The organism is Chitinophaga sp. LS1, from assembly GCF_034274695.1.
Taxonomy (GTDB): domain Bacteria; phylum Bacteroidota; class Bacteroidia; order Chitinophagales; family Chitinophagaceae; genus Chitinophaga.
Window position 1 is genome coordinate 916,102 of the sequence record NZ_CP128362.1, and the last position, 15,741, is coordinate 931,842.

Here is a 15,741-nt window from a genome sequence, read left to right on the forward strand (position 1 = left end):
TCTTTATTTGGAAATTGCAAACTGATTTAAAAAGTAACATCTTATATAAATAATCATGAATCTTAATTATTAACTCTACGAAAGTCATATAAAATATTAATCATTACATAACGCCCTCTATTTTTTACATTTGTAGAAGAAATTAAATTATTAGAAAGAATTTGAGAGGCATTAGCCTTATTATTTAGTAAATTATTTACATTTAAGGAAGTAATTAATTTACTATTTAGCCATCTAAAGCTTGCTCTTGATTCAACAATCAAAGAACTATATCTAAATGCACTTTCAAGACTATAATTTTTCTGTCCCGAATAGGTTATCTCCATTGAAATATTTTTAGTAATCTTAAAGTGGTTGTATCCATAATAATTTATTGAGTGAATATTTATAGCAACATTATTTACACCAAAATCATTCTTATTATAAGAATATGTAATATTAGAAGATGTACTCCAGAACCCCAATACAAATTCAAATCCCAATCTTATATTAGCCTTAAGTGAAGTAATCTTCCATTTAGTTAAATCATAATATTGATCATTCGTAGAATAAAAAATTCCTTCCTCTAAATTAATATTACTTCTCTCTCCAACCTGCCCACTCCATCCGCTTTTATTTCCCAATGAATATTTCTCATTTGTATTCAAAAAATGAGTCTCTTGTTTCACTGTTCCTAATTTATCTTCAACCAACAGAACATTGGTCGTAATATTATTCTTCGTAGCATCAAAAGAAAAATTTGAGAACAAACTGCATTTTCTTTTACTTCCCCTGTATTCAATTGTTAAGGAATGATTATTAGCCGGCTTAAGGTCAGGATTTCCTATAACAGGATTTTGTAAATCTAAATAATCTGGAACACTTGATAATTGATTATAAGTAGGGAAAGCATTTTCTCCTTTATATAACATCCTAACAAAGGAATTCTTCGAAAATTTATAATCAAATTGCAAAACTGGGAAAAATGAAAATCCTATTTTTTTAGAAGGACCCAATAACTTATATGAAGAAATATTTCCACCAATCCAATAATTTAGCCTATTACTTTTATATTCATAAGTAATCTCACTCTCCATTTGACGGACAATGTAATTAAAGTTATTGCTTAAAGAATCTATAGGTACTAACTTTCCACTTGTCTCTTCAATTTTAGTCTTATAATCGTTATAAAATAATGAGTTTAAATAACTATACCTTAACTCAAAATTCTTTTTGTCGCCTATAGGTTCAATGTATGAAACCTCCAATTTATTTTCTGAGATATCATTATTTCTGTTTATCAATTGATGTATACTTGAATCCTGAAATTGTGTAGTATCTGCATTATAGTAATAACGAAATCTATTCTTTGAATCGAGATCTATACCATTATCTTTAAAATTCCCACTATACGAAAAAGCTAAATTTCTACCATTCTTTTTAAAAAAATGAGTAAAAAACAGATTGCCTTTCAATAAATTGGATTTATTTTTAGTACTATTAATTGAAAATTGGTCTTTTCTTTGAAAACCTGACTGAATATTTGTTATTTCACTATAATTTTCCCCATTAGCAAGGTCCCCATCCAAATGAATTATGAGCTTATTATTCTTATCAGGATTAATTTTCCATTCCGAGTTAAAAGTTCCATTTTCAGATTGGCTATTTCCATTTGAATTTATATTATTATATAAAGTTCCGTCACTAGTAATTGTTTCTATTGAATTATTTGATATTATCTCTGTATTCTCACTTTTATAATATATCCCGGTGTTAAAAGAAACCTTATCACTAATTTTTTTCCTTAACCCAATATCAATATCAGAATTATTCGCTTTCCCGGTATATTGCCCCATATTACTATTTGCCAAGGCTATATGATACTCTTGCTGATCATTAAATCTAAAGGCACTTGCAGCTAGACGATATAGACCATATTCTCCATATTGTGACGACAGTCTTCCAGCTATTATATCTTTAATACTTTCACTAGTTGTCAAATTAATAATTTTTTGCGTCTCCCCTCTTGATGTTCCTCTCATCCGATTAATATCTCCGTGATCATCAATCAACTGTATTTTATTAATAAGATAAGCCGGGACCAAACTTGTCAATGTTTTGATATCATTTACCAAAAACTCCTGCCCATTAATCATAATTTTAGTCACCTTCTGCCCCATCATACTAATCGTCCCATCACTATTAACTTCCAATCCAGGTAGCCTTTTCATTAGGTCTTCTACCATATCATGCTCAGAAAATATAAATCCTTTAGTATCATACTCAACTGTATCCTTCTTATAAGTAACTGGCTGTACAATCCCTTTTACCACAAATTCTCTCAACATTTTCATACCTGTTTTCAAAACAATCTGAAAATCCAAACTACCCCCTGGTAAAGAAGTCTTTTCCCATACCTCATATCCCAAGGATGTAACCCGCAATTTAAAAGCCTGGCTCTTTATCCCTGTAATCCTAAAAGATCCATTCTTATTACTCATACCTCTAAGCGTATCATTTGCCGTCATTAACCATACATTAGCTCCAATCACTACCTGACCAGTAGAATCCCTAACCGTACCCGTAACTATATAATCAGATTGTCCGTATAAGCAGAAAGAAACAAACAATGAGGATAATAATAAGAAGATTTTCATAATTGGGTAAACAGACGTAGACAATGGATATACTTCGCTTCTGAAGGTAATTGATTAGAAGAAGGGAAGTCATAGGAGCAAACGAATATATTTACTATTTAAAAAAATAAAACATACAACAAAATTAAAATACCAAAGAAAATTGTTAAACGCTCGTTAATCAGCCACTTCTGTATGTTATAAAAACCCCATTATATCAATTTAACAATACACCTATCTTATTAATATTGGAATTTATTTTTTTACCTGGAAACAATTAAAATTTCACCATGCATCGATTCAACTCATTTTTTGATGAGCTTATTACCCATCCATTATTGAGAGCCTCCCTCAGACTACCTCTATTTCATACCATGGATGTTGCCACGTTATCTCATATTTTAACGAGCAAGCAACTTCGCCCGCAACCTTGTCCGGTATTTAAAGAGAATCTATTATATCTCAGTTATGGAAAACCGGGGTATAAAGTAGACCAACCATTTACAAGTAGACAAACAGCTTTAATGCCTGTGGTAATTATCTTAAAGCCCCAGGCCATCCATAGTATAATTAGGGCGTATCCATTTGACTCCGGCGGTTTTAAGCTATATAAAGAACAGATGCATCGAAAAATGCGATTAGAGGATTTTATGATTACTCCTCACCTACCAGCTATTGAGAAGGTGGTACAATTCTTCTTTGATAATAATATGGGGTATTACCAGGGATCGGCTATTCAACAGATCAAGTATGACCTCATTCAAACCCCAATCGAGGCTTATCATGCCTTAATTACCAATAAATGTTTAAGCCAGGCCGATGACCGTAAAATGAGTGTCGAAATCCAAGTTAACTACCCTCTTTTACTTACAAAAGAAACAGTAGAAGCAATTATTCTACCAGAAATGCTGGCCACTAACTCAATTATAAAAACCTTTGTTAGTGACACCGCTGCAGCTGTAATTAGCATCCCTAATTATGGCTTGCCTTTTAATATGTACTATGTTTTCTATTTAGAAGAAATCAAAAAATTCTTACAAAAAAAACAATATTTCAATGACAATTGATATCGAATATGAGTTATATGGGTTCATTGAATATTTACCCAATAGTATCGGATTTTTATCCCCTGTCTTTAAGTCAGGGGATAATTACTATATGCAAAACTCATATGATAACCACGTCATAACCTCCTTTCTGGCTTTGCCTCCCTCTCAGACACATCTTATTCAACAATGGCCGAAAGAAAAACTAACCAGAAGGAGTGGACAAAATTGTGTTTTTGGCTTCAAAAAGGAGAGTCAGATTTTTTTTGCCGAAGGGAAAGTACTCGCACGGCAACTAATTACTGAAGTTCATTTTAACGATGATTGTTATAACCAGGTACAAAGATTTATCGATGAATTTAAGGATGATAATGATAGTCGCAATCTGGCAGAATCCGTCTGGCGACAGTGTCTAAATATTATTGCTTCACAAAGTCGTGTTTTTAAAAACCTATTTGAAAAAAATTTCATGCCCTATTATTATGCTACCCCAAATTTATATTTATATTCTAAGAACCCTCAATTAAAAGACATTCTCCGTAATCAATTTTTCCCGGATATACACGCCTCAATGCTAAATAAATATGGAGATAAATTTAACATTATCATCCATAGTGAAAAAGATTCCGGTATCTCATTATATGATGTTAGACCAGTAAAGCTGAATGAGTCTCCTCACTTAAAACATTTCTTCAGTCAAAAAAGAGAAATGATTCCTGGCATGACATTCCAAAACTACTTCACTTGCAAATACAATTTGGAAATTTACAACCTATTGTCCCACTTTGTAAGCAGAACTGAAGTGAATGGAGAAAGAGTATTTGTGCTACTTGGTCCAAATGGTTCAGGGAAAACACATTTATTGCATGCATTAGCAAAGGAATACAGAAACCCTAATATCTACCCACAAACATTGCTTTACACCATCCCCTCTAATTTTTTCTATGTAGAAGAAATTCTTCAGGAACCGATTGATTTATTTCAAATGCATTGTCGTAACAATGACATAGTAATAATTGATGACGCACAATTTATCTTTCAGCAAAGAAGTAAGCTAGCTGAATCATTTATTGATATCATCTCTTCTTATATTAAACTGGGGAAAAAGTTCATTTTAGGGTATCAGATTAAGCAGGAAAATGACAACATTTCGCACCGCATATGTGTCGAGTTGAATACAAACGTCAAATCGGTAAGCATTTCATTGCCTGGCATTCAGGACAAAATTGATTTACTTTCGAATAAATTATCTAAGAACAATCTTACTTTTTCGGACGACTTTATTAAAAACTTATCATATCTTCTTCCCCCTAGTCTAGAATACATCGACAAATTAAATGTTTACATACACCTGCTAATAGAGAGGAATCGATGTGAAAATGATCTCTTAACCTTATGCTCGAATTATCTAAAACACAGAAATCAAAATAACCTAAGTCTGCTATATGACCTTATCCAATTATATTTTACCCAAAATAATGATATTAAAGGAATGGAAAATATTTCCCTTGAATATGCGAACGCCACTTTTATATGTATGTACCTTTCCGAATTATTAATACCTAATAGAGAAGTTTTATCCAGATCCTGGATCAAGGATTACTCTTACCATACACTCACACAGGTTTTCTTTCTAAATCCCAATTTTAAAAAACTAATTACCAATATCTTTAAATTCATGATTGACAATGGGTGGCAACTATCTCCCAACAAAACGAAACCATATAAAGATCCTATTACCTCCAACCACTTATAATAAAATCTTATATCATTAACTCCGCATTAACTACTCCCTATTTTTTTATCAATAGATTTGGAACGGTATCAACAATTGTCATGTAACCTATATCAGAGGGGTCTACTTATGTTACACAAATCAGACGAGGAACTGCTTAAAGAAATAAAAGCAGGTAACGAAGCTACATTTGCGGCTGTTTACAACCATTACCAACCATTACTGCTAATGGAGGCTTATTACAAAATCAGATCTACTGCCGAGGCAGAAGATATGGTACAGGAGATCTTTACTTCGTTTTGGAACCGAAGGAAGGAGATTCCGCTTACCATTCCGCTGAAACACTACCTTTATAAAGCAGTACATCTGCAGTACGCCTACAAATGCCGTAAAAGCGAGGTGGCGAAGAAATTCATCCAACACTCTCTTTACATCTCAAAGGAAGGGACAATCAACCACGCGTTAGAAAATAAAGAAATATACCACCAAATTAAAGAAGCGATCGCTACAGTAACAGCACCTGCCACCAGAAGGGCATTTGAGCTTTTATATATAGAAGATAAAAGCCATAAGGAAATAGCACTTGATATGAATATCCAACCCCAGGTGGTCAAAAACCAGGTAAGCCGGGCGCTTAAAATAATCCGTTCCCATCTTAAAAAAGTAATATGAATATGTTACTTTAGATTGTAATTCGCAATCTAAAAGCATCATGAATACAGATTATGAACTGATACACCGTTTAACTTTAGAAGAGTTAGCTGAGGTGATCAGTGATGAAGACCTCGTGTACCTCAAAACAACCATTCGGGAAGACCCGGAAGCCTTTAATGTTTGGTTCGAAACCAGGAATATTCTCAATGAACCAGATGTAAAGGAGTTCCTTGAGCGATCTCGCCCGGTGGAAATGATTTTTCAAGCGACATTAAAAGACAAAAAAAGGCCAGGGTCCTGGAAATTTTATTTATTAAGCATCGCCGCAATAATTATGGTTGGTCTTTGCTTCTTCCATTTTTATTATCCCCCAGCAACCAGGTTCCCGGTCCCTAACAATGCCCTTGCCAACAAAGATATTCGCCTGGAATTGCCTGGTTCAGGTAATATTAATTTATCTGACAATCATGATTCAGTAAAAGTAAATGATATTACCATTCATCACAATGGTGACTCTATGACCTATGTTTCCGCTACGGCTCCTGCAGGAATAGCAACACTGACCATACCTCAGGGGAAAGATTACAAAATCACACTAAGTGATGGATCTACGGTCTGGCTGAATTCTATAACCACACTTCAATTCCCTTTGTCTTTCACAGGAAATACAAGAGAAATATCCATCAATGGAGAAGCATACATTGAAGTTGCGAAAAGCACAAAACCATTTTTTGTCAAATTACCTGGCAAGATGCTCCAGGTATTAGGAACTTCATTTAATGTCAATACATATGATAGCAATAAAGTGCAGGTGGCATTGGTCAATGGTGCTGTCAAAGTACAGGATAGAATATTGCACCCAGGCCAACAGCTAACCTATACGTCTGATCAGATGGACATAACCACATTTGATGAATCAGCACTCCTTGGTTGGCGTCAGGGTTTATATATTTTTAACAATACTTCCCTTTCCGACATTATGAAAGTAATACCCCGTTGGTTTGACAAGCAGGTAATAATGGATAATCCAGCAAAAGGCAAATCCAGATTTACAGGAGTAATTTATAAAAATGAGCCAGTAGAGCATTCCCTGGATATACTAAAGGCTACCAACGACTTTGATTATTATATTCAAGGAGACATCATTCACATTAAATAAATAATTCCTTACAGTACCAAACTACTTTCCTATAGGGTTTACCCCAAAAAAGGCACTCCGCATATAGCGAAGCGCCTTTTCTAATTACAATACTACATCCATCATCGTCTCATTCGCCGGCAGATCTTTCGCCACCGCTCTCACCTTACTCCCCGCTACCACACCATTCGCCACAGTAGCCGTATACAACCAATCCAATCCATTCGCCTGCAGCACTGCATCTCCCTGCTCAACCACATCTCCATTCGCGGAATAGATCACCAACCTCACACTCGCCACCTTGAAATCATCCACTGCTCGCAAAGTAATCGTAGATCCAACCAGCCCATCATACAGCTCCGTATTGATCTTCGTAATCTCCGGCGCCTTAAACGCATCTCTCATCGCCAAATTATAAGCACTCTGATCGCCCTTTATCGCCGTTGCATACAGCGCCTTCAAATCAGGATCATCCATTACCGCCTTGGCATAGATGATACTCTGCTTGAACTTAGCCTGCACTTCGAGCTGTTTAGACGTAGCTAATACACGACTCGCACCTCGATGCTTACCTAGCCGGGTAGCCCCGGATTTTGACTTCGTAATAGTCAATATTCCTCCTATCGACCCTGAAGCTTCCTTCAGGATCAGGTTTTCTGATTTTGCCATAAAAATTAATTTTTGGGGTTACACAATTTTGAAAGGCCTTACTAGACATTTTGTCGTTGTGAGTTCGACTAAAACCATCCAGTGAAATGAAAGGTGCCTCTCCTTCATTCCGGGCACAGCCTGGATGATCGATGCCTTACGACAACAATATTAACACGACAATACACATCAAAATGAAGAATCTTTTGAGGAAGCTATAAGAAGGAGTTGGGAAGCGATAAAATGAGGTTAAATAAAACAAACAGTCACATGATGATACGAATCCGGCTGAATAACATGGGAGCATAAGCTCTTGACAGGGGAATATCCCTGTCAAGAACTTTAACACTAGAATCTGTCACACTGGTAATTTGCTCTAATGCAACAATGTAACTACGATGTACACGGCAAAAGAGTGCCACGGGTAGCTTTTTTTCCAGTTGGCTGAGCGTACTACTTACCAGGTAATTACCCTCTCTTGTGATGATCCTGGAACATCCGCCACTGGCTTCTACCAGTATGACGACTTGGCTATTCACCTTAGTGAAAAGCCCTTTACTTTGATGGACAAACAAATCTACAGACATAAATAAAGGTTGTTTTTAAATCTCCTTCTTCAGAATAAAAAGTCGTGCAGCCGTTTCTTCTGGGTCAAAATCTGGAAAGGCTCTACAGAACTCCCTTAAACAGAGAGGATAGTCTTCAGATTTACCCAATTTAGAACGGGCTTTACCCAACCTTCTATTTCCGGTTTTAGGAGATTTTCGGGTTAATAATGCGATATCCTCAGCGAATACCGTTGTTGCAAGGATGCGGACAATAATCTCACGCGGGACATTATGCCCATTTTTGCCACTTTCCAACATTGAATGTTTTTCATGTTTAATTTTATTTGGGTTTGATTTTACGTGGCATACCAAATATAAAAATTATTCTTTTTATCACAAACACTTTGAATCATTAAAATTCACAATTTCTCATGCCTGAAAAACATAAACAGCGTACCAGCAAATGGCCCTTACAAAAGAAAAAAGTATCTACTGAATTGATACACATAGCACGTGTAGCAAAGCTAATCCGCACCGTGTGTTGTTGTGGTCCTATCTACATGCAACCAGACCGCAGTAGATTTAATCAACTCTCAAAATTTATTGTTCGCAAGTGTATCATCACCGATACATTACAGCCACCTGGGAAGCGAAATATATTGAATGCAGATCTGGAAACGCTGAAAGGTTATGAATTGGATATAGAATGTCCACTCGCTGAACACCTGGATATTCAATATCAAATCAACATCGGAAAGAGGATTGATATTTATTTCCCTGCTTTTATCCCGGCAGTACAGATTAACAACCCATCCGATGCTACGCATTGCAGGTTAATAGCCGTGACCGCGTCCCTGGATTTCGGTTATTATTCTGCCGTCATAAAATCAGATCAAACATTGCTGATCCAACTTTCTCATGAACCGGTACATCCATTCACCCTGCAAATGGAACTACCACAGCCATCACATCTACCAATCTTCATTGTACTAGGCCTTTCTTATTGCAATGAAATAAATCTGTCAAAATACTGCCAGGCTGTGAGAATTTTACACATTGAAAATGCTAACCCTGTTTCAATTTCATCAACCCAAAATACAATCCCATGACCTTCCCATTTTTACCCCTTCATGATCTACGAAATTGTTTAGAAGAATATCTTTTTACTCCGGATGATGGTACCGGATTTCTCTATGAAAAAGCCCAGGCATGTATTGAGCATATGCACCATACGATCGCTGACTTCATGCTATCTCCAAAAGAAGATGCTGTACTCAAAAGATACATGCGCACCTGGCAGGAACAGATCAGGCAATTATTCGACCTGGTGCCATTGTCGTGGGTAGAAGATCTGGATCCGGATGATCCCCCTGCTTTTGACGATCCTGCCTCATGGCATAAAAACATATGCTATGAATGCTTTCGCCTATTAAAGGAGATGCAGACCCAATACCCTATCTATTTTGAAAAAAGCGGGGCACCGCCACTCATTTACATAGAAGTAGAAAAGTCAATGTTTCATCACAAAGTATTAATCATCGCACAATGGATGGAAAAAAAAGGGCCGCAACTGCAAAAACTATGGCAGATACTACACCTCTCCATCCAACGAATATGGAACCAGGAGTACATCCGGTTTAGCTACGGGGAACACGATTATACCTGGAATCTGATCACCCACTTAATGACCCAGATTGACACACATGGAGATAATATGGGACAACGTCATATGTACTCATTGCTGTTTTATCTCAACTTCAATGATACCAGCTTTTTGCAATACCTCATATCTGGTATCAAAGAAGAAATTAGTAGGACCATCATCCCGGATAAGAAAATTAAAATTCTAAAAAAGATGGATAGCACCATGGGAAAACTCCTGGTCAGAAATGACGTGGTACTGGATCCAGGTAACCCACCTATCAATATAATGCTCCAGCGCTGGCTAAAAGGACAGCTGGAAGAACTTCAGTCCTGATACTCAAAACCATATCAATATGAATTATATCATTCATCTCAACGCCTTTTTAGAAAAGGCAGCAAAGGAGGAATGGATGGTACCGCACCACTATTCCCTTTACATGGCGCTGTTCAACACATGGAATAAGTTAGGGTTCAGAAAAACCATTTACGTTCGCCGTGAAGAAATCATGCGGGCAGCTAAAATTAAGTCTAAATGTACCTATTACCGCAGTTTACGTGAGTTAGCGGCCCGGCAGTACCTGGTTTATCAGCCATCGGCCTCGAGGTTTACCCCTGCAACAGTTTCTATGGTCCCGATGGGGATACGTAATGAACCCCTACAGGTACCACCAAAAGGACCATTATTAGAAACTAAAATAAAATCTATATCAAATGATGTGTCAAACGGTCTGCCGACAATGGACGAAGTAATAGCTTTTTTTACCAGCTACCAGTATAGCCAGGAAGAAGCCCGGAAATTCTGGTATCACCACGAAGCTACCGGGTGGCTCTCAGGAAATACACCTGTTCAACACTGGCAACCACTTGCTCATAAATGGATGTTAAAATCCCCTCAATTTAAAAATGATGAAGATTATAACCAGTCTTTTTGATTATAAACAGATCCTTCATCTCCTGGCTGAAAAAGGCAGGGAACAGTTCGGAAAACACTTCCAGATTTATAATGAAGACCTTTCCGTACTGCTCCCTGTCATCGCCTGGATGCTGCGTGATGAAGAAGTCGCACAACAGCTCAATATCGACCTGCACAAGGGAATTTTCCTTGGAGGTCCTGTAGGAGCGGGGAAAACGCATATCATGCAACTCATGCGCCTGCTGGTGCCAGGACCTTTGGACTACGAAATGCATAATTGTGACCGGATCAGTACAGACTTCACGAGGAAAGGTCCAGGGATCCTCGATAAATACATAGGTAACCCCGAAAATAATGACAACAAAAATTACCGGGTCTGGTGCTTCGATGATATGGGAAGGGAAGATCAGGCGCATTACTATAAGATTACCTGCGAGGTGATGAAGAAAATTCTGATAAGGAGATATGAATTATTCACAAGCTACGGTACGGTCACCCACATTACATCATCTTTAACCACAGCTGCTATTGAAAAACGGTATGGCTCGGAAGTCAGGAGCCGGATGCGGGAGATGTTAAATAGAATAGTTTATGACAAGTACACAAAAGACAAAAGAAGAATCCTGTAAATCATACTTTTTACCCATCAGTATTGTCTTATAATTGATACCAACCACTTTAAGTCAGGTACTATGCCAGCTTTATTCACATTTCTCCTGTTAGCCTTCCTATTGGGTCCAATAGCTGCTATAGGTATGCGGCAGCTGAATGACAGCAAAACAGAGATCTGTTTTATAGGGAATCATTATGCATTATTACAAAACAAACTCAACTACCAGGAATACTACTGGAATAAAACAATCATTGCGACCCTCTACCTGGTAGACATTGCCACTGGCCTGAGATGGAAAATTGCAGAAAATCCAAAAGCCTTACTCATCAATGGCACATTATCACCAGCTGAAAAATATGCAACCTGGTATGATGTAGCGCTCAAATGCTACCGCATTTACGACATTTCAACCGGTACCACCCATTCTCTTCCTAAACAAATCACCGCTATTGTAAAATGGCAGGAAAACGACACCTCATTCATCGCCTATGACAATTACGACATCTGGGAAATGAACCTTACCCAATCCCGCTGCCTCACCAACCACTACGGCCGAAAACAAAAGATCATCTTTCGCCAACTGGATGATACGCTACTCATTGCCCTCAATACAAAAAACAAACAAAACGGGTTCTGGCGACTGACAAAGGCAGATCCCATGAAATATACCATGGATGATTGCCTGTACTATTTTCCCATCTATCCAATCGATCAATTCAAACCCATTTACGCCAATGGAACATACCTGGTCAATAAGCAAACAGCTCAATCGCCACCTAACCTTTACACCACCACAAATTTCAACATATTCATACCACAAACAGCCGTACCACCAGCCTACACCATTCAGGTCCAGATGATGCGCTTTAAAGGCATTACCGGCATCTTATATATGCCTCAAGAGATCAACCCAACCCAAAAGTATCCCATCATCTTCACCTACTATGGCAAATATAGCAACAACCTACACCGCCACCTTCCGCTGCAACTCAGCGAAGGCACACTCAATATTCCCACCTATATTAGCAAAGGCTATATTGTTTTCATTCCCGACATCCAAGTCAAACCTGGTGCACCTGGGGCGAGTACAGCGAAAACAATCATTAAATCTGCTAAACACCTGGGCAAATATCCCTTCATAGACAAAAAAAGAATGGGGTTGCAGGGCTTCAGCTTTGGCGGATACATCACCAATTACATCATCACACACTCAGACCTTTTCGCAGCAGCACAGGAAACCGCCGGCCCCACCGACTTCATCAGCGGGTACGGCAGTATCCGAAAACTAACTGGTAATAGTTACCAACCGCTATATGAAACAGGACAAAACGAAATGAAGGTGCCCCCCTGGGGAAACCTAAAAAGATATTTACGAAATTCGCCTATTCTAAAAGTGCATCATATCAATACACCGCTATTGATCATGCACAACGAAGATGATAACCAGGTTCCCTGGGCACAGGCAGCCGAACTCTTTACAGCGTTACGCCGATTACAAAAACCAGTCTGGTGGCTACAATACAAAAACGAAGGTCACCAATTAACCAACCTTGCCAATCAACAGGATTTTACTACCAAACAAATGGAATTCTTCGACCACTACCTAAAAGGCGGCCCAATGCCTGAATGGATGTCTGGTTCAGGGCAACCCTAATATATCTTTTAATGACTTCCTGGCCCTACAGATCTGGTTTCGTACTACCTCCACTTCAATATTTCTCTCAACCGCAATTTCTTTATAACTCTTTTGCTCTACCACATGTAACCATAAGATCTCTTTGCACGCAGGTGGGTACACCTGCAAAATCGCCTTGTGTATATTGGCCAGAAATTCCTTTCTGGCCAGCTCACTAAATCCATCTCCCTCATCTTCTACATTAGGCAATTCATTTGTCAGATTATTGCGTCGCAATTCATATGCAACACAGATCTCTAACACACGCTGATATAAATAATCCGTCAATGGCACATCCACATCAATCTGCTTTCTATTTTCCCACAACTGAGAAAACACCTCCTGCAAAACATCATCCGCTGCAGCAGCATCTTTTAAGATAAATAAAGCACGTAAATGTACAAATCCTCCATAAGTACAATAAATGTGTGTAAATGCAAGTTCATTACCTTTTTTTAATAGGGACAACATGGATCTTTCCTCTGCGTTTTTCATAACAGAAAGTTTTATTTATAGTAAAGTCGTTTCCGGACTATTTTAATTAAACTTATTCCGCGCTGGCATATAGTGGGAAACAATTAAAGTGTAATAGCATTCACACGATTATTGTAACATGACTAACATAATGATTAACAAATGCTCGCTTCGAAATTAACATTCTCACAACAATTCCATGCGATACCTCCAAAAGGAGGTGGTGGCTCCGGAAATCAATTCCCTTTTCCGGAGCGCTCCCCCCCAAAATAATCCCTCCCTACTGATCTTCATCCGCATAAATGGGTAAATTCCATGAAATCCCATTTGTTACCGTATAAGTAAATCCTCCCCCTCCAATGGTCGTAGTTGTCAGTGTAACATCCAGAAATAACGGAATAGTTGGATGTACGCTTAACTGCGTCGGATCTGTTTGGAAAGTTCTGTAAGGTGCTAAAGTTGCATACCTTAATTGCAACGTAGCACCATTTGAATAAAAAATCCCTGTCGTTGTCAAATACAGGTTATTGAGGTTGTAACTAGCCACCTTATAGGCCAGTAAAAAATTGACTACTAAAAAAAAAGCAGTCACACCGAGAAAGATTCTTGCTTTTTTCATATCCCAAAGTTTTATAAGTAAAGGTAGCATTACCCTTACGGATAAACTTAGGAATACTCCTTGCTAATTAGGATAAAGAACATTGATTAATAGCCTGCATTCTGCTTCAGATAAGGGTTTGCTCTCAACTCACTTTCCATCAACGGATACAATTGTTGATAAGCTTGCCAGTTACTGGTTTTCGTTTTCATCACCTCATCCATGTTTCCACTTCGTTTTAAATCAAACCATCTGTGTCCCCATTCACTGAATAATTCAACCCTACGTTCTTGTATAATGGCACTTAATATTTGCTCTTGCGTATTAGCCTTCAATCCCTTAATTCCAGCTCGCTTTCTAATTATATTTAGATCTGCCAGCGCACCATTCAGATCCTTCAAATGTGCTTTTGATTCTGCCCGGATCAGGTATAACTCACCAACTCTTATCATCATCAGATATTCTAACGGGTTATCCACAGGTAAGTCACTCTTATACTTAAAAGGATAACCATTTAATACCCAGTTCTGCTGCCGCTTATCTCCGACTTCAAATGCATGCAACAAAGATTTACTACAGGCTGCCAAGGTATCTACAAGAAATAAATATCCTTCGTCAGTATAATTATTCTTCACTGGTTGTAACTGCCAAATAGCTTCCCTGCTATTCTTCAGAAATACATTTACCAACGGTACAGTATCAAACAGATCCTTTTTTTTCAGTATGGTATCGGCTGCTTTTACGGCCTTTTCATATTCTCCCGTATATAAATAAACCCGCGCCAACAAAGCCTTCGCAGACCAAATACCAGGCCTCACCCGATCGGAAGAAACTGTTTCTACATCACCTGCCAGAAAATCTCCGCTCAATACCTCCACGGCATTATTCAGATCATTTACAATCTGTGCATAAACAGTCAACGCGGCAGTCCTCGGCTGTACCGCATTATACTTGTAATCCGTATTCAATAATAAGGGCACATCTCCATATAAATTAACCAGGTAGAAATAACTAAATGCCCGCACAAATAAAGCCTCTCCTTTTAATTGTTTTCGCACCGTCTCTTTCAAAGACTGACTTTTTTCTAGTCCTTCTAATGCCAGATTTGCCTGGTAGATATAATTATAGAAATCCGTCCAACAATCCACATCTCCTGCCACCAGTGCATTTTGATATACTGCTTGCAGGTTCATATCACTTGCCTGTAAGATGAATTCATCCGCCGAAAGTCCACACAGGAATGACAATCCTTTATTCCCTGTTACCGGACCACCACTACTCATTGTAGAATAAATACCATTTAAAGCGGCAATAGCGGTGGTATTGCTCTCATATACTGTTACTGAAGTAACTTTATCAGTAGGTTGTCCTGCATCTAAGATCTTATTACAGGCACTACCAATAATTACAATCATTACGATGAATAAATACCTCATGTGT

At 37.9% G+C, this 15,741-nt stretch carries 16 protein-coding genes; 9 read left to right on the forward strand and 7 right to left on the reverse strand.

The window, feature by feature from the left end:
- Nucleotides 1–62 precede the first annotated feature (62 nt).
- Complete coding sequence (locus QQL36_RS03710; protein WP_321568958.1) at nt 63–2,636, reverse strand: TonB-dependent receptor; 2,574 nt, start codon at nt 2,634–2,636, stop codon at nt 63–65.
- 269 nt (nt 2,637–2,905) lie between these two features.
- Here QQL36_RS03710 and QQL36_RS03715 point away from each other — a divergent pair, with 269 nt between their 5' ends.
- The 4 genes from QQL36_RS03715 to QQL36_RS03730 all read left to right on the forward strand — a co-directional run bounded on the left by QQL36_RS03715 (nt 2,906) and on the right by QQL36_RS03730 (nt 7,209).
- Nucleotides 2,906–3,682 (forward strand): hypothetical protein, encoded by a 777-nt coding sequence (locus QQL36_RS03715; RefSeq protein WP_321568959.1) that lies wholly within the window; start codon nt 2,906–2,908, stop codon nt 3,680–3,682.
- Complete coding sequence (locus QQL36_RS03720; protein WP_321568960.1) at nt 3,672–5,417, forward strand: DnaA ATPase domain-containing protein; 1,746 nt, start codon at nt 3,672–3,674, stop codon at nt 5,415–5,417. The genes QQL36_RS03715 and QQL36_RS03720 overlap by 11 nt, the downstream gene beginning before the upstream one ends.
- 108 nt (nt 5,418–5,525) lie before the next feature.
- A complete protein-coding gene (locus tag QQL36_RS03725; RefSeq protein ID WP_321568961.1) occupies nt 5,526–6,068 on the forward strand; it encodes an RNA polymerase sigma factor in 543 nt (180 codons plus the stop codon).
- A gap of 40 nt (nt 6,069–6,108) precedes the next feature.
- On the forward strand, nt 6,109–7,209 hold the full coding sequence (locus QQL36_RS03730; protein ID WP_321568962.1) for a FecR domain-containing protein: 1,101 nt from the start codon (nt 6,109–6,111) through the stop codon (nt 7,207–7,209).
- An 84-nt stretch (nt 7,210–7,293) separates the two neighbouring features.
- Here the strand turns inward: QQL36_RS03730 and QQL36_RS03735 are convergent, their stop codons facing one another.
- The 3 genes from QQL36_RS03735 to QQL36_RS03745 all read right to left on the reverse strand — a co-directional run bounded on the left by QQL36_RS03735 (nt 7,294) and on the right by QQL36_RS03745 (nt 8,702).
- Nucleotides 7,294–7,857 (reverse strand): hypothetical protein, encoded by a 564-nt coding sequence (locus QQL36_RS03735; RefSeq protein WP_321568963.1) that lies wholly within the window; start codon nt 7,855–7,857, stop codon nt 7,294–7,296.
- Between the two features lie 245 nt (nt 7,858–8,102).
- The gene (locus tag QQL36_RS03740) at nt 8,103–8,423 is read right to left on the reverse strand and encodes a LytTR family DNA-binding domain-containing protein (protein ID WP_321568964.1); all 321 of its coding nucleotides are present in this window, start codon (nt 8,421–8,423) and stop codon (nt 8,103–8,105) included.
- 15 nt (nt 8,424–8,438) lie between these two features.
- A complete protein-coding gene (locus QQL36_RS03745; RefSeq protein WP_321568965.1) occupies nt 8,439–8,702 on the reverse strand; it encodes a hypothetical protein in 264 nt (87 codons plus the stop codon).
- Between the two features lie 113 nt (nt 8,703–8,815).
- Between QQL36_RS03745 and QQL36_RS03750 the strand changes: the two genes are divergently transcribed.
- The 5 genes from QQL36_RS03750 to QQL36_RS03770 all read left to right on the forward strand — a co-directional run bounded on the left by QQL36_RS03750 (nt 8,816) and on the right by QQL36_RS03770 (nt 13,208).
- A complete protein-coding gene (locus QQL36_RS03750) occupies nt 8,816–9,493 on the forward strand; it encodes a hypothetical protein (protein WP_321568966.1) in 678 nt (225 codons plus the stop codon).
- Nucleotides 9,490–10,362, forward strand: coding sequence for a hypothetical protein (locus QQL36_RS03755; protein ID WP_321568967.1), 873 nt, complete (start codon nt 9,490–9,492; stop codon nt 10,360–10,362). The genes QQL36_RS03750 and QQL36_RS03755 overlap by 4 nt, the downstream gene beginning before the upstream one ends.
- Nucleotides 10,363–10,381: 19 nt before the next feature.
- Nucleotides 10,382–10,960, forward strand: a complete 579-nt coding sequence (locus QQL36_RS03760) for a hypothetical protein (RefSeq protein ID WP_321568968.1) — start codon at nt 10,382–10,384, stop codon at nt 10,958–10,960.
- Complete coding sequence (locus tag QQL36_RS03765; protein ID WP_321568969.1) at nt 10,932–11,570, forward strand: hypothetical protein; 639 nt, start codon at nt 10,932–10,934, stop codon at nt 11,568–11,570. Before QQL36_RS03760 ends, QQL36_RS03765 begins: the two co-directional genes overlap by 29 nt.
- 63 nt (nt 11,571–11,633) lie before the next feature.
- On the forward strand, nt 11,634–13,208 hold the full coding sequence (locus QQL36_RS03770; RefSeq protein WP_321568970.1) for an alpha/beta hydrolase family protein: 1,575 nt from the start codon (nt 11,634–11,636) through the stop codon (nt 13,206–13,208).
- Here QQL36_RS03770 and QQL36_RS03775 read toward each other — a convergent pair.
- The 3 genes from QQL36_RS03775 to QQL36_RS03785 form a co-directional block, all read right to left on the reverse strand.
- Nucleotides 13,194–13,724, reverse strand: coding sequence for an RNA polymerase sigma factor (locus tag QQL36_RS03775; RefSeq protein ID WP_321568971.1), 531 nt, complete (start codon nt 13,722–13,724; stop codon nt 13,194–13,196). The two genes, QQL36_RS03770 and QQL36_RS03775, sit on opposite strands and share 15 nt — an antisense overlap.
- Nucleotides 13,725–13,983: 259 nt before the next feature.
- A complete protein-coding gene (locus QQL36_RS03780) occupies nt 13,984–14,322 on the reverse strand; it encodes a hypothetical protein (protein ID WP_321568972.1) in 339 nt (112 codons plus the stop codon).
- 86 nt (nt 14,323–14,408) lie between these two features.
- Nucleotides 14,409–15,737 (reverse strand): RagB/SusD family nutrient uptake outer membrane protein, encoded by a 1,329-nt coding sequence (locus QQL36_RS03785; protein ID WP_321568973.1) that lies wholly within the window; start codon nt 15,735–15,737, stop codon nt 14,409–14,411.
- Nucleotides 15,738–15,741: the final 4 nt, after the last annotated feature.